Origin of the sequence: Pseudomonas sp. F3-2, assembly GCF_038804275.1 — a bacterium.
GTDB lineage: Bacteria > Pseudomonadota > Gammaproteobacteria > Pseudomonadales > Pseudomonadaceae > Aquipseudomonas.
This window is the reverse complement of record NZ_CP152388.1, coordinates 2,386,895-2,406,167: the sequence shown is the minus strand read 5'-3', so window position 1 is coordinate 2,406,167 and position 19,273 is coordinate 2,386,895. Positions and strand designations below refer to the sequence as shown.

Genomic DNA, 19,273 nt, shown 5'->3' with positions numbered 1-19,273 from the left:
GAAAGTGCCCGCCTTGCCACGCCTCTCTTAATCAGCGACGACAGTCTTGGGTTCCAGAAAGGCTTCGAGGCCAAATACGCCGAATTCCCGACCGAGCCCGGATTGTTTCCTGCCGCCAAAGGGAGCCATCAGTTCGGAAGTGTGACGGTTGATCAGCACGGTTCCCGCCTCCAGTCGGGACGCTACCCGCCGAGCCATGTCCGGATCGCTGGAAAAGACGTAAGCCTGCAAGCCGTAGACGCTGCGGTTGGCCATGGCGATGGCCTGATCGAGCGAGTCATACGTCATGATGGAAAGCACAGGCCCGAAGATTTCTTCGTTGGCGATGTCCATCCTTTCAGTGACGTCGGCAAAGACGGTGGGCCTGACGTAGTACCCCTTTTCCAGCCCTTGTGGTCGACCCGGGCCTCCGGCAATCAGCGTCGCCCCTTGCTCCAGGCCGCGACGAATGCAGGTCTGGACACGTTCGTAGTGAGCCTGGCTTACCGCCGGCCCGATGGCGATCTGCAGGTCAGACGGATCACCGATGCGCATCGCGTCGACCTGTCGCCGAACGGCAGAAATGACCTCTCCCACCCTCGCCCGCGGGACGAGCAAGCGCGAGCCTGCGATACACGCCTGTCCGTTGTTCATGAACGCCGCGTTCATGGCCAGCGGCACGGCCGAGGCAAGGTCGACGTCGTCCAGAAACAGTGTCGCCGACTTGCCGCTCAACGCCAGGCTGACGCGCTTCATCGTCTCGATGCTCGCTCGGGCGATCTGTTTGCCCGTCGACGTCGAGCCGGTGAACGAAATCTTCGCAACGTCGGGATGGGTGGTCAGTTCGTCACCGACGTCATGCCCCCGGCCCAGCAGGATGTTGAACACCCCCTCAGGCAGGCCGGCTTCATGGAGGGCCGTCGCGAGGACGTGAGTCTGAATCGGGCTGAGTTCGCTGGGTTTGATCACTGATGCGCAACCGGCAGCAATGGCGCAGGCCAGCTTGCTGCAGACCGTGCCGGCCACGCTGTTCCAGGGCGCGATCAGCGCGGCCACGCCGACAGGTTCCATGATGACCGATGCCTCACCGATGGTTCTGACCCATTCATATCCGTCAATCACGCGCGCGGTGTTCTTGAAGCACTGGGCCGCATACTGACTGACCCACTGACTACGCGAGAGGACGCCACCGTACTCCTCAATGGCCGAGTCGCGAATGGCGTCCGAGTTCGACAGCACCGCCTGCTGCAACGCCAGCAGCATGTCGATCCGTTCCGCCTTGCTGGTGGATGCCAGCATGGGCTGCGCGCGCGTCGCTGCCTCGATGGCAAGCACTGCATCGGCGCGATTGGCGAGGGTGACTTGTCCAATCACCTGCTCGGACGCGGGGTTGATGATCGACAGCGTTTCCCTGCCCTGGACCTGGACGAATGCCCCGTCGATATAAGCCTGCTTGAAACTGCGCATGCGGTGATTCTCCTGTCGAAAACATGAAGGCGTTGAATCTAACAGTTGAAGAGAATCGAAATAACGCGCTCAAATACGGATGAATCATCTGGAAAACCGGGACAATGTATAAACACGGCCTTGTTGAACTCGAAGTCGTACTCGCGGTGGCAGATAAGCAGAGCTTTCGCGCCGCTGCGGTAGAACTGGGGATGTCCACCACCGGCGTGAGCAATGCGCTTCGGGGGCTGGAGGCGCGACTGGGTGAACGGCTGTTTCATCGCACCACGCGCAGCGTTGCACTGACCGATGCGGGGCGGCGGTTCGTCGAGCAGATACGCCCCGCTGTCGCAAACATCAACGCGGCGATGACGAGCCTTCAGGAACACAAGCCCGTCCCCGTCGGGACCTTACGAATAAACAGCTCGCTTGGCGCCGCGCTGATGGTGTTTCAGCCTCTCGTTCGCCAGTTTCTGAGCCGCTACCCGGGCATGACGCTGGAAATTGCCACGCAGGAAAAGCGGGTGGACATCGTCGCCGACGGTTTCGACGCCGGCTTGCGCCTGAGCACGGACGTTCCAGGGGACATGATTCGCGTCCCGATCACCGACAGTGTTCCCATCGCCGTCGTGGCCTCCCCCGACTATTTCGCGACCCATGCAAGGCCCGTGCGACTCGAAGATCTGCAAGCACTGCCGTGCATTCGCGCACGCTATCCCGGTGGCATGGCCTCACCTTGGGAGTTTCGCGAGAACGACAGGCCAATCACCGTCGACGTGCAGGGCTCGTTGATTCTTGATGCGCCGCTGATGATGCTCGAGGCCGCGAGAAACGGGCTTGGGCTGGCGCAGATGCCACGCTGGTATGTGGAGAACGATATTCGTGAGGGGCGATTGATCGAGGTTTTACCGCAATGGGCCAAGCCATTACCCGGCCTTTCGCTTTATTACGCAGGCCACCGACACATCCCGGCTGGACTGCGAGCGCTGATTGATCTGATCCACGAACAGCGCCGTGCCGATCTGTAAGCAGCAGCGCCGCAATGGCGACGCTCGAGCAGGTCTGCCGACAGCATCGATCAGCCGCAGCAGCGCCCGGCGAGCGCCAGGCACCGCGACATGATGCCGATCAGAATGGCCGGTAAGGCAGGAATTTGCCGTCCAGCGTGATGACTGCCCGGGAGCCGCCTTCGGGGTCTTCCACTTTCTTGATGTCCAGCTTGAAGTTGATGGCGCTGATGATGCCGTCGCCGAACTGCTCGTGAACCAACGCTTTCAAGGTGGTGCCGTAGACCTGGATCATTTCGTAGAAGCGGTAGACGGTCGGGTCGGTCGGCACGCCGCCCGGCAGGCTGCCGCGCAGAGGAATCGCTTGCAGCTGACGGACCTCATCCGCGCCGAGTTCAAGGCGCTCGCCGATCAGGGTCGCCACGTCTGCCACCAGCGGGTGTTGACCCAGCAACGCGGCGGTCACGTAAGTCAGGCTCAGGCCGGTGCCTTCGGCGAGTTGTTCGAAGGTGAGGCCTTTCTTGGCCTTGCTGTCGAGCACTCTGGCGGTCAGGGCGAGGGATGGATCCTGGTACGCGTTGGATTGAGTCATGTCGTTCACTCCGATAAGTAGATGAGGTGTCGCTGTGGTGCATGAAATCGGTGGATGGGGAGCCCGGTTCAGGGAATCAGGCCGCGGCCGTTTCCGGCGTTGAACCATAAGCGCAGGTTTCGGGATACGCGCTTAGCGACACGAACTCATTCGTGCGGCCATCCAGGGCGTCGACCGCCCCGCTTTCGATATCGTAGACCCAGCCATGCAGGTTCAACCGGCCTTGTTGACGGGCCAGACGCACGCTCGGGTGGGTAAGCAAATTAGTCAGCTGCGCCGCCACGTTTTCGCGAACCATCGAGCTCAGTTTGTGAGCCGGTGACAGGTGCGTGCGGCCTTGATTGATGACCTTGGCCGAGTCGGCGTGGCGCAACCAGCTGGCGACGGCGGGCAGGTGATCCAGGCATTTGCACTGCGAGATGGCGGTCATGGCGCCACAGTCGGAGTGGCCGCAGATCACGATGTCGGTCACACCGAGCACCGCCACGGCGTACTCGACCGTTGCGGACACGCCGCCAGGTTCCGGGCCGTAAGAAGGCACGATATTGCCCGCGTTACGGATCACGAACAGTTCGCCGGGCTCTTGCTGAGTCAGCATTTCCGGAATCACCCGGCTGTCCGAACAGGTAATGAACAACGTACCAGGGTTCTGCGTGGTCGACAGGTGTTTGAACAGATCGGTGCGTTGCGGGAATGCTTCTTTCTGAAACTTCAGGATGCCTTCGATGAGCGCTTTCATGGCGTTGGATCTCGGTGTCATGTGCTGTTGGAGCGATAGTGATCCCCACCGGTTATAACGTCCAAGACCTAAATACAATGCTTTCTATAAGCAGTGCCTATACCCCGCCCGCATGCATCTGGGGCCATGCCAAAGGCGGCCCGGCCGCAATGCGTTGAAACGGGCCCTGTTGATTAGTCGGATGGTGAGCTGTCCGGCAACCCTTTAACATTGATGCCTGTATTCGATCAGATGCGGGTTAAGCGGTGAGTATCAACTTCGATCTAAACGACCTGTTGGCCTTTCGCGGCGTTGTCGAGCAAGGCAGCTTCCGGCGCGCGGCCGACTCGATCCGCATCACGCAGTCTGCGCTGAGTCGTCGGATCGAGAAGCTTGAGACTGCGCTGGGCGTCAAGCTTTTCGAGCGGACGACACGAAGGGTCACGCTGACCAATGTCGGACGCGCGTTTTTGCCCCAGGTGGAACGACTGCTCGACGATCTTGATCTGGCGTTGCTGAGTGTGGGTGATGGCGGGGCCTTGCGCACCGGGACGCTGACGATCGCCTGCGTCCCCTCCGCCGCCTACTACTTCATGCCCCATGCGATCCGGGATTTCCACTCGCAGTACCCCAGGATCAAGATCAGGCTCATCGACGCCTCGGCCAATGAAGTCAGCGCAGCGGTGGCCTCGGGCGAGGCAGATTTCGGCGTGAGCTTTACAGGAAACCTGGCCCCTGAAATCGAGTTCAGTCTGCTCATGGAAGAGCGCTATGTGATCGCCTGCCGCAAGGATCACCCGATCGCCTCGAGAACCTCGATCACCTGGGCCGAAGCCTATCAGCATGATTACATCACCCTGGATAAGTCCTCCGGAAACCGACTGGTCATCGACCGGGCGTTGCCCGCAGTCCGGTTTGCCAGGGAAAGCGTTTGCGAAGCCCGTCATGTGACGACGGTCCTCGGTCTGATCGAGGCAGGCCTGGGGCTGGCGGCAGTGCCTTCCATCGCCATGCCGGTGGCGACCCATCCCATTCTTGCCAGCGTCGCCCTCACGGAACCTGAAGTGGTGAGGCAAATGGGATTGCTCAAGCGCCGCGGGCGTACCTTGACGCCTGCGGCGCTGGCGCTGGAGCGGCTTATACGCGAACTGCCTGCGCGCTTAGCGAGGGACTGAATCCAGGCCACTGGAGCGAACGGTGACCTGAGCTTGCGGGGATGCCAGATACTCCAGAAGCCGTCTGGCTTCAGCCGGATGCTCTGCATTTTTCGGGATACCACCGGCGAAGCGGGTGACGGACTGGACGTCTTCCGGAATTTTGCCCACGAAGGTAATGCCAGGCACCGGAAGCAGTTCTGCCACTTGCTGGAACCCGAGCTCGTAATCACCCTTCGCGACGACCGAGCCCACCGGGATACGCTCGATCATCTTGCTTTTGGGCGCAAGCTGATCCTGAATCCCGAGCTTCTTGAACAGTTCGTTCTCGATGTAGACCCCACTGGCGCTGTCGGAATAGGCAACGGATCTTGCGCCGAGGAGCACCTTTTTCAATTCTGCATCAGTGGCAATGGACGGCGTACCCGCGCCAGCCTTGACGGCCATGCCGATGCGCGAATCGGCCAGTTCGACGCGCGAGTCCGGATCGACTTTGCCCTGCTTGATCAGCTCATCCAGGGCGTAGCCCACCATGATGACCACATCGGCGTGCTCCCCGCGTGCCAGTCGGTTGGGAATCGCTTCCGGCGCTTTGCCCATGGACGGACCGAGCACTGTGTTCAACGTGTTGGCGCTGCTCTTTGCATAGGCGGGAGCCAGCCCTTGATAGGCAGCCGTAAAGCCGCCTGATGTCATCACGGTCAGCTCCTCGGCGTGGGCAGCGGCGCTGAACGCCCATCCAGCCAGTAATAACGCGTGGCAAGTTTTGAATAACGATGGCATGAGCACTTCCTTCGATTAAGCAGTTGCAAGAGATTGAGCAGACAGGCGGCGGTACAACACCAGCGTCGCGATAAACGCGCAAAGCGCGGCGAAGATCATCCAGTACGCGGGCGCTGCTTTATCCCCCGTCACGTGAATCAACCAGGTTGAAACGGCGGGCGTGAAACCGCCGAATATCGCGGTCGCGAGGCTGTACGCCAGGGAGAAACCGGCGACCCGAACCTCCACGGGCATGATCTCCGTGAGTGCCGGAATCATTGCGCCGTTGTAGATCCCGTACAGGAAAGAGAACCAGAGCAGGACCTCAAGCATGTGTGCGAAAGAAGGCGCTTGAGCCAGGAACGACAGCGCGGGATACGCCGTGATCAGGGTCAGTAACGACATGGCCGCCAGCAGCGGCTTGCGCCCGAAGCGGTCGCTCAGGGCGCCACCGATGGGCAGCCAGATGAAGTTGGAAACACCCACCAGCAGCGTGACAATCAGCGCGTCGCTGGTAGAAAGTTGCAGGACCGTTTTGCCGAAGGTCGGCGCATACACGGTGATCATGTAAAACGCGGTCGTGGTCATGGCGACCATCAGCATGCCCAGGAACACAATGCTGGCATTGTTGTAGAGCGTGCCGAACACATCTTTCATCGTCGGTCGATGGGTGCGATTCGCAAATTCTTCGGTCTCCTGCAGGCTGCGACGCAACAGGAAAATGAACGGGATGATCAGGCAGCCGATCCCGAACGGAATTCGCCAGCCCCATTGCGCCAGATCGACCGGCGTCAACCAGAGATTCAGGGCGTAGCCCAATCCCGCTGCGACGACGATGGCCACCTGTTGACTCGCCGACTGCCAGCTCGCATAGAAGCCTTTTCGGCCAGGCGTCGCCATCTCCGCCAGGTAGACGGATACGCCGCCCATCTCCGCGCCTGCGGAGAAACCCTGCAATAGCCGCCCCAGCAGCACCAGCGCCGGAGCCCACAGCCCGATGCTGGCGTAACCGGGGACCAGCACAATGAGCAAGGTGCCGCTGGCCATGATTGCCAGCGTGACGATCAATCCCTTGCGACGGCCGACATCATCGATGTAGGCCCCTAGCAATACGGCGCCGAGTGGCCGCATCAGAAACCCCGCGCCGAACACGGCGAAGGTCATCATGAGCGAGGCGAATTCATTGGAGGCGGGAAAAAAGGCGGCTGCGATATGGGTGGCGTAAAAGCCGAAAAGGAAAAAGTCGAACTGTTCCAGGAAGTTTCCGGACGTGACCCGAAAGACCATGCCTGCCTTCGACGCGCCTCTGGAAGCGAGGTTTGGCTGTTGCATTGTGTTCTCCAGCGTTTTTTAGAGTGTTTGTAAGCGCTTGTAACTGGAGATTCTGTGGGAAACGGACGCATTCGATAATCGCTGAATTTTCATCTATTGATTCGCAAAAGCGATCAGTGCCTGCATCGCTGTCGTTATATGAAAAACACTCTGCCCACTTCGCCTGTCATCTCGCCTTGACCGTCCACAGCTGATCGATTCGGGTGGTGAAGCTTTGGCTCATCAGGTCCCGGCGCATGGCCCATCCCGGGTCTCGGGGTACGCTGGCGACCCGCAGCGTGCCGCGGCCCCAGCGGCCGTTGATGCCGTCCAGCACACTCATGATTCGGCTGGCCGCCTGCGTCTGGACGTGGGCGAACAGGTCGTCGGTGAACTCGCCAGGCTGGCGCAGATCCATGAGCAGGACCTCGGCCTTGCTGTATTTGTAGCCCGGGCGGAAGACTCGATCGACGGCCTCGGTCGCACATTTCGTCATCAGGCGAACGTCGTTGGTGGGGTACGGCAGTTCTATCAGCGCGCCATTGGCGTACCGGGCCTCTTGCATATTGAACATGCCGGTACGGATGCTCACGCGGATCGTCTTGCAAAGCGAGTTCTGCGCCCGGAGCTTTTCCGCCGCCCGATGCATATAAGTGGCCACCGCTTCCTTGATCGGCGCGATCTCGGTCAGGCGCTCGCCGAACATCCGGCTGCAGCAGATTTCCTGCTTGGGCACGTCCGCCTCAGCCAATTCCAGGCAGGAAGTACCCGCCAGCTCCCGCGCGGTTTTCTCGATCACCACGCTGAACTTCTGGCGAAGCGTCCAGGCGTCCGCCCTCGCCAAATCCATCGCGGTTTTGATCCCCATCACTTCCAGGTGAGCCTTCATCCTTCTGCCGATGCCCCAGACCTCCCCTACGTCAGTGTTGCGCAAGGTCCAGTCGCGCTTGAAGGCCTCGCAGATGTCCACCACGCCGCCGGTCTTGTCGAGAAGACGCTTGGCCGTGTGATTGGCGAGCTTTGCCAGGGTCTTGGTGCGGGCGATGCCCACCCCGACGGGAATGCCGGTGCGCTTGTAGATGGTCGAGCGAATCTTGCGTCCAAAGGCCGTCAGGTCGCCGGGGATGCCAGTCAGGTCCGCGAAGGCTTCGTCGATGCTGTACACCTCCAGCGCCGGCACCATCGACTCGATGATCGTCATCACTCGCTCGCTCATGTCGCCGTAGAGCGCATAGTTGCTGCTGAACGCGACCACGCCGTTGCGACGCAGATGGTCTCTGATCTGAAAGTACGGCTGACCCATTTTCACGAAAGGCTTGGCGTCGTAGCTGCGCGCGATGACGCAACCGTCGTTGTTCGACAGCACCACGATGGGCGTCTTCGCAAGATCAGGCCTGAAGACCCGCTCGCAGCTGGCGTAGAAACTGTTGCAGTCGATCAGCGCGAAGACCGGCTCAGGGTTTGTCATGATCGCGAACGCTGTATTTCACCACGCCCCAGATCACCAGTTCGTCGCCCTCCATTACGTGGCGCGGCGGGTATTTCGGATTCTCCGACATCAGGATCAATTCGTTCTCACGCCTGTGCAGCCGCTTGCACAGCGGCTCGGTGTTGAGCGCGGCGATGACGATGTCGCCATGTTCAGCGTCGAGACTGCGATCGACGATCACGATGTCGCCGTGATAGATACCAGCACCTTGCATGCTGTCTCCGTCGATCTTCACCAGGTACACATGGGGCGCACGGATGTCGAAAAGCTCGTCCAGCGATATATGCTTTTCGATGTGATCGGCGGCAGGCGACGGGAAGCCTGCCGGAACGTGGAACGAGTAGAGCGGCAGTTTTTCGCCGCCCGCCGAAAGTGGCCCGAGAAAGGTGATGCTCATGTTGCAGCCTTGTGCAGGATAACTGTATGTATATACAGTTAACGATTTACGCCGCTTGCGGTCAATCTCATGCGCATGACATTTCGACGGGTGACAGGCCTGGACGAGCCGCAGCAGTAACGTGAGGAGAGAAGACGTTGAGCCATGAACCGCAATCGCGACTGTTTTTCGCCCTGGGTTGCCCGCCGGCGCTGAGGAAGTCGATCTCTCAATGGCGAACAGGGTTGTCGCTGCGCAGCGGTCGGCCGGTGCCCACCGCCAACTTTCACCTCACGCTGCTGTTTCTGGGATCCGTCGACAAGGCGCAGATCCCGCAGATTTGCGCCGCCGCAGCCAGGATCAAAGTGCCGGGAACACCGCTGACAGTGGTCCTCGACCGGCTGGATGCCTGGCGTCAATCGAAAGCGCTGGTGCTCACGCCCGAGGATGCCCCTCCCCAGCTGCTGCGCCTGTCCTACGCGCTGGAACAGGCGATGCTGGCTTTCACGAGCGATCAGAAGCACAAGGAATTTCGCCCGCACTTGACGCTGACACGTGACTATCAGGGCTCGGTGCCGGAGGCGGAAACTCCTTGCGAATTCGTGCTGCGAGCGGACCGCTTCACGCTTTACGAATCCCATAAAGGCCAGTACCGCGTGGTGGCGCAGTGGCCGCTGGTTCCGGTTGCCTAGGCCGGTTGACGGACAGGTTCTGCGCGCCAGTGCCTGCCCAGCCACTCGGCGGTCTGTTCCAGGGGGATGGGTCTGGAGACCAGATAGCCTTGAACGAATGAACAGCCCAATGCCTTGAGCACCTCAAGTTCTTCCAAGCGCTCCACGCCCTCGCTGACGCACTCGAGCGCCATGTCGGCGCTCAATGCGATCAGTGATTTGACGATCTTGTAGCTGGCGGCATTGCCCTCGATCCCGCTGATGAACGTGCGATCGATCTTGAGTTTGGTCAGCGCCAGGGCATGAAGCTGACTCAGGCTGGAATAGCCGGTGCCGAAGTCATCCAGGGAGACGCCGCAGCCCAGCTCGCGGAACGCGTTGATCGCACAGCGGGCCTGATCCAGGTCCTGTATGACGGCGGTTTCGGTGATTTCGAAGTCCAACCGGTGCGGCGCGAAACCGCTGCGCTCAATGACGCCGATGATCTTGCTCACGGCGTCTCTGGAGCCGCAGTCATGGGCTGAAAGGTTGAACGAAAGCCGAACATCGTCGGGCCAGGACGAAGCACCGGCCAAGGCTTTCTTCAGCAGCGGCAGCGTCAGCCGGTTGATGAAGCCGATGCGCTCGGCCACCGGAATGAACAGGCCTGGCGCCACAGGTCCCAGATCGGGGCTGACCCAGCGCGCCAGCGCCTCGAACGCCACTGTTCGCCCCGTGTGGACGTCGACGATGGGCTGAAACACCAGATCGAACTCTTCGACGATGTTGGCCCGTCGCAAGCCCTGTTCGGTCGCGCCGTCGCGCTTGAGGTCGCGGTAGTGCGCCGTCGAAAACAGACACAGTGTCCCGGCGCCCGCGCGCTTGCTGTCGTACAGCGCGTAATCGGCGAATTCGTAAGCTTCCACGGCATCGCTGGCCATGTCCGGAAAGATCACCAGCCCAAGAGAGGCGCTGATCGCGATCTGGATGTTGCCGATGATGAAGGGCTCGCGCAGCGCGTCGCTTATGCGGTCGCCCACGGCGATCAGGTCCTGCTCTGACTCGACGTGCTGAACCAGCAGGCCGAACTCATCGCCGCCGAGCCGCGCCAGTTGCACATCCGCCGTCACGAATTCCAGCAGACGCTGCCCGACCTGAAACAGCAGCTTGTCCCCTACCCTGTGCCCATAAACATCGTTCACCGGCTTGAAGCCATCGAGGTCGATGAGTCCGATGGCCAGTTTCGCCCCGTCCAGCCGAGCTTGCGCCAGGCCCTGATCGAGCAGCGAGAAAAACCGTCGCCGATTCGGCAATCCGGTCAGGCTGTCTTCGTTGGCGAGCCGCTGGTTTTCTTCGCTGAGTTTTTCCGAGCGGGCCTGGGTGTTCACCAACCGCGTGAAGTCCTGATACTGGTCGTGCATCACCAGGATCATCGCCGCGGACACCAGCAGCACATTGATCGCCATGGCGGTGTAAGTGGGGTTGCCCGCCGCCAGAAAAAACACCACGAATGCCAGGTTGACCACCACCGTGGTGGTCAGCGCGGCGGAGCGCAAGTGCATCAGACAGAAGATGCAGGCGATGACGGTTATCGCCATGTAGAACGCGACGTGGGAACGGGTATAGCTGTCCCCGTACGGGAAAAGGGCCAACGCCCAGGCGGTGAAACTCAGGGCGATGAAAAACGCCAGACGGTTGGTGCGCGTGAGTGTCTTGAAAACCCGTTCGGGTGTGGCAGGCACGCTTCGCAAGCGCCACCACATCAAGGCGCGCCCGCTGCCCAGCAGTGTCAGCGCAGCCGGTACATAAAGCGCGAGCCAGCGCGGCGCAATGGTGTAGTGCGTGGCAGCCAGGGCCAAAGTGTTGATCAACAGAATCGCGTACATGATCGGCAACTGCCGGGACAGCGCGACGTATTGAGCTTTCAGTAAGCGGGGATTGTCGCGCTGCACCGTGATCAACGGCCTCAGACGGTGCAATAAGAAACTCTTCATGGTTGATGCTCAAGCGCTCACGAAATCACGAGAATGCTGTTGGTCACAGCAGTAAAGCGCTTATTACGCCTGCCTTATCCATCGGCCATGGGCGGCATTTCTGAATACCGCTCATAGCATTAAATGGGGAGCAAAGCTTTGAACGGCGCGGCCTGCAGCATTTTCAGCCGATGAAATGCCGACGAGTTACGCGCGTCGTGTCAGCGCGTCTGACCGCGTCGCAGAGCGGTCCGGGCACGATCATCATGCCCGTTGCAGTCCGCTGATCCCGGCAAGTGCGGCGTCAGGTCTTCGGCCAACCAACAGCGCTGGCGTAACCTGCTAGATTCAATGGGAGTCAGTTGCCTGAACATCTGTTTATTCCCAAGCAGATCGTCAAGGAATGTCAGTCGTGTGCCGTTGACAGGTTGTTTCCCGCTGCAAATGGCTCATACCTTCATTAACGAGAGGGATGACTCATGAAAGCCGTTTACGTTGCGGTATTCGCAGCACTGCTGATCGGCTGCGCGTCCGACGGACACAATCCGGTAAAGGACGCGCACTCGCCACCGCCAACCGGCGCCAGGCAACTCAGCGGCACCGAAATCTCCGGTCAATTCATTGGCCGCCCCCATCAGAGCGTGACCTCAAGCGGACAGACGTTCACCGAGGTGCTGTCGCCCGACGGCAACGCCAGGATTCAGATCAGCGGCAATCCCGAAGCAACCGGAAAATGGAAGATTACCGGCGACGTCATTTGCGTGACGTATTCGGCCTATGGCGAGGAATGCAACATTGTGAAAGCCGACGACCACGGTTTCTGGTTCGTCGACACCGCCAAGGGCACCACCAACAACCGGTTTCCTCGGTAGATCCGGCACGCCATAACGCGCCCGTTCGGGGCTCATGCCCGCTGAATCCCGAGCCGGGTCTGCGAATGCAGCGTTCGCCTCCAAGTAGCCGCATGCCCGCCACGCGCCGGATGATCGCGTCCGGCGCGGAGTCGGGGCGAAGACCATGCCTCTCACGCGCCTTGGGCAATGAGCAGCTCGCGCAGTTGTGCAACGTCCTTGAGTCGCTCCAGATGGTTGATCTGATCGATCAGACGCTCGCCGCGATCCTGGCCGATCACCGGAACGATCAAGTCACGGACCTTGTTGTTTACCGCCTCCACGCTCAAGGGGTTTTCCTTCGTGCCTGACGGGAAACGGGTGTGATGCGTGACGGTCCGGCCATCGGTCATCGTCACGCTGACCTTGGCGCCGCGCGGGGCTGCGGGGTCGTCCAGCGCGGGATCGGCGAACACCTTGATCTTGCTGCGTTGCGCCACCAGTCCTGGGTCATGCATCAGCGCGGCATCGTGGCTGTCGACGAACGACACCTGACCTTTGACCACCGCCACGGCCACCATGTGGGCACAGTTCACGTCCGGCATGGCGCTGTCACCGACGATGCCGACCGCATCGCTCGGCACCCTGACTTCGATGCTCCGAACGTTGTCCGGGGTCAGTCCATGGGCCTTGCGCAAGGTGAGGATGGCGTCGAGGGGCGACTGGATCGGGTAGCCGACCGAGTACGTCTTGATCGCGGTTTCGACCACGAAGAAACGCTTGCCGAGGCCGTCCACCATCTGCTCCGGCTGGGGCTGGGTCGAGAGTGCAATCAACAGATTGTGAGTGCCGTCCAGCACGTCGGCGACGCCCGTCATGCCGGCCTGGACCATGCTCACCGCCTGAACCCCGTTACGCGCCCCCATGCCGGCAAAATCGAATGCCTTTTCGATATGGTCATGGTCTTTGACCCAGCTCCAGATGCCCGACTCCTGCTGCGCGGCATAGGACAAGGCATAACAGGTGTTCAGCGCGTCCAACTGGGCCAGTGATGCCGCCCCGGCGACCGCGCCAAAGGTGGCCGCGGTGCCCTCGGCGCTGCGATGCGAACCCCTGACCAGATCAGGCCCGAGCGCCATCAGCAAACGGCAGCCCGTGTCATACCCCAGCGCCACCGCGCGCATGAACGCCTCGCCGCTGCTGTGGCGCGATTCGCCCATGGCCAGCGCGGCAGGCACGACCGAACTGCCCGGGTGGGCTTTGGTCACTGGTTCGAAGTCATCGGTTTCATCGGAGTGCGCGCACATTGCATTGGCCAGTGCCGCGTTGATGGCAGTGGTACGAAACCCCGAACCCACGACAGAGGCCTGCTCCGTGCCGCCCTGCCCCGCGACGTAGCGAAGGGCAAGTTGGCCCGGGCGCATCTGCGAACCGGAAATCATCGCGCCGATGGTATCCAGAATGTGGTTCTTGCAGGCCACCGCCACCGCGTCCGGCAACGGAAGATCCCGAGAGGCGACAATGTAACGGGCAAGCTGCGCCGTGATGTCGCCGGTTTTTTCCGACGCCAGAAGCGCTCCGCAGGGCGTCAGTCCGACCGCAAGCAGTGCACCGCCTTGCAGCACCCGGCGACGGGACCACGATAATGTGTTCATGGAGCCTCCAGTGTCCCGTCGTGATGGACGCGGGACGGTTATTGTCATGGGAGATGAAACGGCACCGCGCTGGAAGGCTCAGGCCTTTGAGGTCGCCGCCTTGGCAATCTCGGCAGCCGAGGCCAGCGACTCGACGTTGCGACACAGCTGGATGAGGTGCTCAGCCTGAGTCTGCGTCAGGATGTCTTTGGCCAGATCGAGGAATTTTGCGTCCAGTTGCTGATCCGTCATGGGCACTTCGACGCTGCCGATCGCGTGCTCGATAAATTTGTGCAGCGTACGTCCGTCGTTGAGGGTGATGGTCATGTCGACCTGCTCGGGCTTGATCGCGGGGTCGATGGTCGCCACCACCCGATCGCGCAATTTAACGACCGTCGGATCCTGCACCGCCTGATCGCTGTACTGGCGCTCGCCCGCGGCGCCCTGAACGATCGCAACGGCAACGGAGTGGTAAATGCTGAATTTGCCCTCCAGACCGATCTTCGGGGTTTTCTTGCCCGTCAGCTCGATCACGAGCGGGTGAACCTTCAAGTCGACTCTGGCGATCTGGTCAGCGGTCAGCTTGTATTCGTTGCGCAACTGGATGGCCGCATCGAGGGCCGGGTGGATCACGATCCCGCAGGCGAAGGGTTTGTAGGTATTGAGCGCGGACTCGTAGTGGCTGCCCAATCCGTCGGTGATCTGACTGAAATCCTGCTTGGTGCTGATGGTGTGCGCCCAGCCACGTTTCGCCTCGATCATCATCTCCGAGCTGGTGTAGTTCTGGGCGGCCAGCAAGGCTGCGAACAGACCGTTGCTCGCTGCCCGGCCAGGGTTGAAGCTTTTGTTCATCGATCCGAATGACTCCCGCAGCCCGACCGGCTGCGAGGCCGCCAGCCCCAGTGCCCAGACCATCTGCTGCTCAGTCAGCCCAAGCAGCTTGCCCGCCGCCGCGGCAGCACCGAACACCCCGGCGGTGCCCGTGATGTGCCAGCCCACATCGTAATGTTCCGGGTAAACGGAATTGCCGATCCGGCACTCGGTTTCAACGCCCAGAACCAGGGCGTTGAGAAACGCCTTTCCAGACACCGGCCGATACTCCGAAAGGGCCAGAATCGCCGAAACCACTGGCCCGGCCGGGTGGATGATGGTTTTCAGGTGCGTGTCGTCGAAGTCGAAAATGTGGCTGGCGACGCCATTCAGAAACGCCGCGTTCATGATGTCGAACCGCTCGCTGCGCCCCAGCAGACTCGCTTGTTCTGGCCCCGAAAACGGTTTCAGCGCAACGATCGCTCGCTCAACCGTCTCATGATGGGAGCCACCGACCGCGACACCGACCCAGTTCATCAGCGTGCGGCAGCCTTCCCTGCGCACGTTGGCGGGCAGATCCTCATATCGGGCCTTCACCAGATAGGCGGCGAGGATCCGGGTGACGTCCTTACCCTGCGAAGCGCTCGCGCCACCGGCGGCAGCCGTTGAGCTGGACGCACCCGATGCCTTGGGCTCAGCCGAAAATGCCAGGCCGGGGGCGGCTGCGGCGACGGACCCGATGGCGCCAGCCTTGAGCAGTGTGCGGCGGTTGAAAGAATTCATAGATGCTCCTGTGCTTGTCATTATCTGGATGCATGTGCTTTCACGCACCGATGATCATGACGCACAACTTCTGCTAAGTTAATTGCAATAATGTTGGGTACTTATGCATGGTTAACATGAATGTTGAGATGGGAGATCTGCGCGCGTTGGTGGCCGTTGCGGAGCTTGGAAGCTTCAGTGCTGCCGCCAGAGAGCTGCATCTGTCGCAGCCCGCGTTGTCCAGACGGATCTCGAAACTGGAGAGCAATCTGGGCGTGCGACTGCTGGAGCGAACGACCCGCCGCGTCGAGCTGACGGCCACCGGACGCGAGTTCGCTCGTAAAGCGCGTCAGGTGGTCAACACGTTCGACGAGTCGTTCATGGGGATAAAAGAAGGCACGAGCAACCTGCGCGGTGAGGTCACTGTCGCTTGCGTGCCGACCGCCGTGCATCACTGCCTGCTGACGGTACTGACCGAATATCAACGGCTGTACCCGCGCATTCTGGTCCGCGTGCTGGACGAAGGCGCCAGTGACGTGCTGTCCACGGTGGCGCGCAACGAGGCCGACTTCGGCATCAACTACATCGGTGTGCAGGAAGCGAATCTGGAGTTCGTCCCGATCTTCAAGGAGCGATTCGTGGTGGCCTGCCGTCGTGACCATGCGCTGGCGTCCCGGCGCTCGGTCACCTGGGCGGAGCTGACCCGGCACGACTACATCGCGGTGAGCAAGGCCAGCGGCAACCGTTTGCTGCTGGACCTGGCACTGGCGGACGTTCCCGACCTGCCAACGGCCATCTGCGAAGCCCGGCACGTCCGGACTGTGGTCGACATGGTGGCCGCCGGTCTGGGCGTCGCGGCGGTTCCGCAACTGGCGATTCCGCCTCACCTGATGCGCTCGGAATTATGCGCCGTGCCGTTGATCAAGCCCGTGCTCAACCGCACCAGCGGGCTGATCAAGCGCCGCGGACGCGTGCTCTCCCCAGCGGCCGAGCGCCTGTATCAGATGATCCTGTCTTCAACCGCGAACGGTCAGGAAGCGGCCGGCGATCGATGATCCAGAGCAAATCGCCTCGTTCACCGAGCATCGGCACCTGTGCTGATGTCTACCGAATCGCACCCGTTTCGGTCGTCTGATGCGGCCTGGAAGCCTCCAGTAAGGATTGATGATGCGTGGACGCAAACCCATGAGACCTTCGACAGCCGATCCCAGCCGCGAAGGCCTGGCGTTGAACAGTGGCAACAGCGCGACGGTCTTTCGACTGACCTTGAGCTTCATGCTGCTCATGGTGATTTCATTCCTGGCCGTCGAGGGGTGGAGGTCCTGGCGGGACTACCGGCATGCGTATGCGTCCGCCCAGGACTCCGCCAGAAACCTTGCCCAGGCCACGGCGCAACACGCCGAAGATGCCGTCCGCCAGGTCGATGTGCTGACCGCCGAGTTGCGCGAGCGCGTCGAGGGCGACGGGCTCGGCAACATCGATGTTCCCCGGATCCGCGCCCTGCTCGACCAGCAAACCAGGATCATGCCGCAGCTTCAGGGCTTGTTCATCTATGCGGCGAACGGCGACTGGGTCGTGACCAATCAGTACATCACCCCCGAAACGGCCAATAATGCCGACCGTGAATATTTCGCCTTCCACCGCACCCATCCCGGGCGAGGGATTCGCATCGGCAACGTTGTGAAAAGCCGCTCCTCGCGGGAGCTGGTCATTCCCATATCCCGTCGGCTGGACAACCCCGATGGATCGTTTGCCGGCGTGCTTCTCGGCACCATCAAGGTCAGCTATTTCCTCGACTATTACGGGGATTTCAAGATTGATGACAAAGGCGCGCTGGTGCTGGCGATGCGCAGCGGCGAAGTGCTGGTCAGGCGGCCGTTCGTGGCCCCGACGACAGACCGCAGCCTTGCGCAGAGCGAGATTTTCACCCGTTATCTTCCGTTCTCGAACGAAGGTGTCGCCGAGGTCAAGGCGGTCATCGACAACACCTACAGGCTTTATGCCTACAGAGCGCTGACGTCGTATCCGCTCGTCGTGGAAGCGGGCCTTTCGCGGGAGTCTTTTGTGGGGCCATGGCGCCATGATCTGTTCAAGACCGGCATGGTGCTGCTCGTGCTCATCGCCGGACTCAGCGGTTTCGGGGTGTTGGTGCTGACCCAGCTGCGTGCGCGCATCGAACTGGAGGAGCAGATCCGCATTGCGCATCAGACGGTGCACGACATGGCGCTGACAGACAGCCTGACGGGCCTGGGGAATCGTCGAAAGCTGGATATCGCATTGGCACAAGAGCTGGAACGGGCGCGGCGCCAAGGCACGCCTCTGGCGCTGATCATGCTGGATGTCGACTACTTCAAGCGTTTCAACGACCGCTATGGCCACCCTGCCGGTGACGAGTGTCTGCGCCAGGTGGCGTCGGCCATCCGGCAAGCCCTCAAGCGGCCAGCGGACCTGGCGGTGCGTTACGGCGGTGAAGAGTTCACGGTGCTGCTGCCGGACACTGATGCCCGCGGCGCCGGGCAGTTGGCCGAGGAGATATTGCAAGCCGTTCGCGCGCTGGACATCGAACATGCCGATCATCCGCTCGGCAGGGTGACCGCAAGCGCGGGCGTCGCCTGCGGCACACCGGCCAGGGACGGGACCACGCCGGCAGGCCTGATCAAGTCGGCGGATGCATTCTTGTACGTTGCGAAGAACGGCGGCCGGAACCGGTGGTGTTCCGAGGCGGCCAGCACTGTGTTGGATTACGAAGCGCCGTCGGCCTGACGTCGGCTGCGGTCGCAAAACGCAGTCCCGTCTGCAGGCTGAACCCGTCGCCGCAGCACCTCATACGCTTCCATGGGGCGCGAGATGTTCACTCAGGTAGTCCAGCAGGACGCTCACCTTCGGCAACGATTCTCGGGTCTTGAGCCAGACAAGGTTCATCGGCAGGCCTTCCGTTGCAAGCTCGGGCAGAACCTCAACCAGGCGCCCCGCATCGAGATGCCCCTGAACCAGCCAGGTAGGCAATTGCGCAATGCCATAGCCCGCCAGTGTTGCCGACACCTCGCCTTCGCCGTCACCCACCGCAATGCGGGGATGGATGACGCGTCGCTCCTGATCGCCCGGCAGACGGCCCTTGAGAAACCACGGGCCAACTTGCCCATCCGTGAGCCCATATGCGATGCAGTGATGGTTCTCCAGTTCCGTGACTGAACGCGGCGTGCCGTACTCACTGAGGTAACGCGGTGCCGCGCAGAACACCAGACGCTGGGCGCCTATGAACCTGTGGCCAAGACCGGAATGCCAGGCGTCCGGCCCACCGATTCGAACGACGATGTCGATCCCCTCATGGACCGGATCGACAAAGCGATCCGAGAAGGAAATGTGCGGGTGAAGCGACGGATACGCCCGACCGAACTCGAGTATCAACGGCAGCACGTGCAGGCGTCCGTAGGAAGCTGGCAAGTCGATCCGCACCCTACCATGGGGCTCATGCCGGTCAGAAGCGATCTCCAGCTCCGATTCCTCAAGGTCAGCCAGCACGCCGGTGCAGGTGCGGTAATACTTGACGCCCGCCTCGGTCAGAGAAAGCCTTCGGGTGGTCCGGGCGAACAGGCGCTGTCCCAATCGCTGCTCCAGCCGGGCGACGCTCTTGCTGACCGCCGATGCCGTCAGATTCAGGCGCAGCGCGGCACTGGCGAAGCTGCCCACATCAGCGACCGTGACGAACACATCGATTCCTTTAAGCCGCTCCGAAGAATACATGGCACCTCTCGATTACTGAATCCAGTTCCGCATGAC

17 protein-coding genes are annotated in these 19,273 nt (G+C 61.3%); 6 read left to right on the top strand and 11 right to left on the bottom strand.

What is annotated here, in order from left to right; genetic code table 11:
- Positions 1–27: 27 nt before the first annotated feature.
- Positions 28–1,446 carry an aldehyde dehydrogenase family protein gene (locus AAGQ88_RS11080; RefSeq protein ID WP_342655340.1) on the bottom strand — a complete coding sequence of 473 codons (1,419 nt, stop codon included), beginning with the start codon at positions 1,444–1,446 and terminating at the stop codon, positions 28–30.
- A 104-nt stretch (positions 1,447–1,550) separates the two neighbouring features.
- On the opposite strand from AAGQ88_RS11080, the gene AAGQ88_RS11075 reads away from it, so the two are divergent.
- The gene (locus AAGQ88_RS11075; RefSeq protein WP_342655339.1) at positions 1,551–2,453 is read left to right on the top strand and encodes a LysR family transcriptional regulator; all 903 of its coding nucleotides are present in this window, start codon (positions 1,551–1,553) and stop codon (positions 2,451–2,453) included.
- Positions 2,454–2,553: 100 nt separating this feature from the next.
- Here AAGQ88_RS11075 and cynS read toward each other — a convergent pair whose 3' ends face one another.
- Together cynS and AAGQ88_RS11065 are read right to left on the bottom strand one after the other, a co-directional pair.
- Entirely contained in the window at positions 2,554–3,024 is a 471-nt protein-coding gene (gene cynS, locus AAGQ88_RS11070) for a cyanase (protein WP_342655338.1), read from the bottom strand.
- A 76-nt stretch (positions 3,025–3,100) separates the two neighbouring features.
- Complete coding sequence (locus AAGQ88_RS11065) at positions 3,101–3,763, bottom strand: carbonic anhydrase (protein ID WP_342655337.1); 663 nt, start codon at positions 3,761–3,763, stop codon at positions 3,101–3,103.
- A 245-nt stretch (positions 3,764–4,008) separates the two neighbouring features.
- Between AAGQ88_RS11065 and AAGQ88_RS11060 the strand changes: the two genes are divergently transcribed.
- Entirely contained in the window at positions 4,009–4,917 is a 909-nt protein-coding gene (locus AAGQ88_RS11060) for a LysR family transcriptional regulator (RefSeq protein ID WP_342655336.1), read from the top strand.
- Here AAGQ88_RS11060 and AAGQ88_RS11055 read toward each other — a convergent pair.
- From AAGQ88_RS11055 to umuD, 4 genes are all read right to left on the bottom strand, one after another.
- Positions 4,903–5,679: a substrate-binding domain-containing protein gene (locus AAGQ88_RS11055; protein ID WP_342655335.1), complete on the bottom strand. Its 777-nt coding sequence runs from the start codon at positions 5,677–5,679 to the stop codon at positions 4,903–4,905. The genes AAGQ88_RS11060 and AAGQ88_RS11055 overlap by 15 nt on opposite strands.
- Positions 5,680–5,694: 15 nt before the next feature.
- Complete coding sequence (locus AAGQ88_RS11050; protein WP_342655334.1) at positions 5,695–6,990, bottom strand: MFS transporter; 1,296 nt, start codon at positions 6,988–6,990, stop codon at positions 5,695–5,697.
- A gap of 166 nt (positions 6,991–7,156) precedes the next feature.
- Positions 7,157–8,437, bottom strand: coding sequence for a Y-family DNA polymerase (locus tag AAGQ88_RS11045; protein WP_342655333.1), 1,281 nt, complete (start codon positions 8,435–8,437; stop codon positions 7,157–7,159).
- Positions 8,424–8,855, bottom strand: coding sequence for a translesion error-prone DNA polymerase V autoproteolytic subunit (gene umuD / locus AAGQ88_RS11040; protein WP_093458193.1), 432 nt, complete (start codon positions 8,853–8,855; stop codon positions 8,424–8,426). The genes AAGQ88_RS11045 and umuD overlap by 14 nt, the downstream gene beginning before the upstream one ends.
- 137 nt (positions 8,856–8,992) lie before the next feature.
- Here umuD and thpR point away from each other — a divergent pair, with 137 nt between their 5' ends.
- Complete coding sequence (thpR, locus tag AAGQ88_RS11035; protein ID WP_342655332.1) at positions 8,993–9,526, top strand: RNA 2',3'-cyclic phosphodiesterase; 534 nt, start codon at positions 8,993–8,995, stop codon at positions 9,524–9,526.
- Here the strand turns inward: thpR and AAGQ88_RS11030 are convergent.
- Positions 9,523–11,478, bottom strand: coding sequence for an EAL domain-containing protein (locus AAGQ88_RS11030; RefSeq protein WP_342655331.1), 1,956 nt, complete (start codon positions 11,476–11,478; stop codon positions 9,523–9,525). The two genes, thpR and AAGQ88_RS11030, sit on opposite strands and share 4 nt — an antisense overlap.
- 458 nt (positions 11,479–11,936) lie before the next feature.
- Between AAGQ88_RS11030 and AAGQ88_RS11025 the strand changes: the two genes are divergently transcribed.
- Positions 11,937–12,329, top strand: a complete 393-nt coding sequence (locus tag AAGQ88_RS11025) for a hypothetical protein (RefSeq protein WP_342655330.1) — start codon at positions 11,937–11,939, stop codon at positions 12,327–12,329.
- A 152-nt stretch (positions 12,330–12,481) separates the two neighbouring features.
- Here AAGQ88_RS11025 and AAGQ88_RS11020 read toward each other — a convergent pair whose 3' ends face one another.
- Together AAGQ88_RS11020 and AAGQ88_RS11015 are read right to left on the bottom strand one after the other, a co-directional pair.
- Positions 12,482–13,942 carry an MmgE/PrpD family protein gene (locus AAGQ88_RS11020; RefSeq protein WP_342655329.1) on the bottom strand — a complete coding sequence of 487 codons (1,461 nt, stop codon included), beginning with the start codon at positions 13,940–13,942 and terminating at the stop codon, positions 12,482–12,484.
- A gap of 78 nt (positions 13,943–14,020) precedes the next feature.
- Positions 14,021–15,514 (bottom strand): MmgE/PrpD family protein, encoded by a 1,494-nt coding sequence (locus tag AAGQ88_RS11015; protein ID WP_342655328.1) that lies wholly within the window; start codon positions 15,512–15,514, stop codon positions 14,021–14,023.
- 116 nt (positions 15,515–15,630) lie between these two features.
- Here AAGQ88_RS11015 and AAGQ88_RS11010 point away from each other — a divergent pair, with 116 nt between their 5' ends.
- A complete protein-coding gene (locus AAGQ88_RS11010; protein WP_342655327.1) occupies positions 15,631–16,548 on the top strand; it encodes a LysR family transcriptional regulator in 918 nt (305 codons plus the stop codon).
- Positions 16,549–16,768: 220 nt separating this feature from the next.
- Positions 16,769–18,256, top strand: coding sequence for a sensor domain-containing diguanylate cyclase (locus AAGQ88_RS11005; RefSeq protein WP_342655784.1), 1,488 nt, complete (start codon positions 16,769–16,771; stop codon positions 18,254–18,256).
- A 60-nt stretch (positions 18,257–18,316) separates the two neighbouring features.
- Here AAGQ88_RS11005 and AAGQ88_RS11000 read toward each other — a convergent pair whose 3' ends face one another.
- Positions 18,317–19,237 carry a LysR family transcriptional regulator gene (locus tag AAGQ88_RS11000; protein WP_342655326.1) on the bottom strand — a complete coding sequence of 307 codons (921 nt, stop codon included), beginning with the start codon at positions 19,235–19,237 and terminating at the stop codon, positions 18,317–18,319.
- Positions 19,238–19,273: the final 36 nt, after the last annotated feature.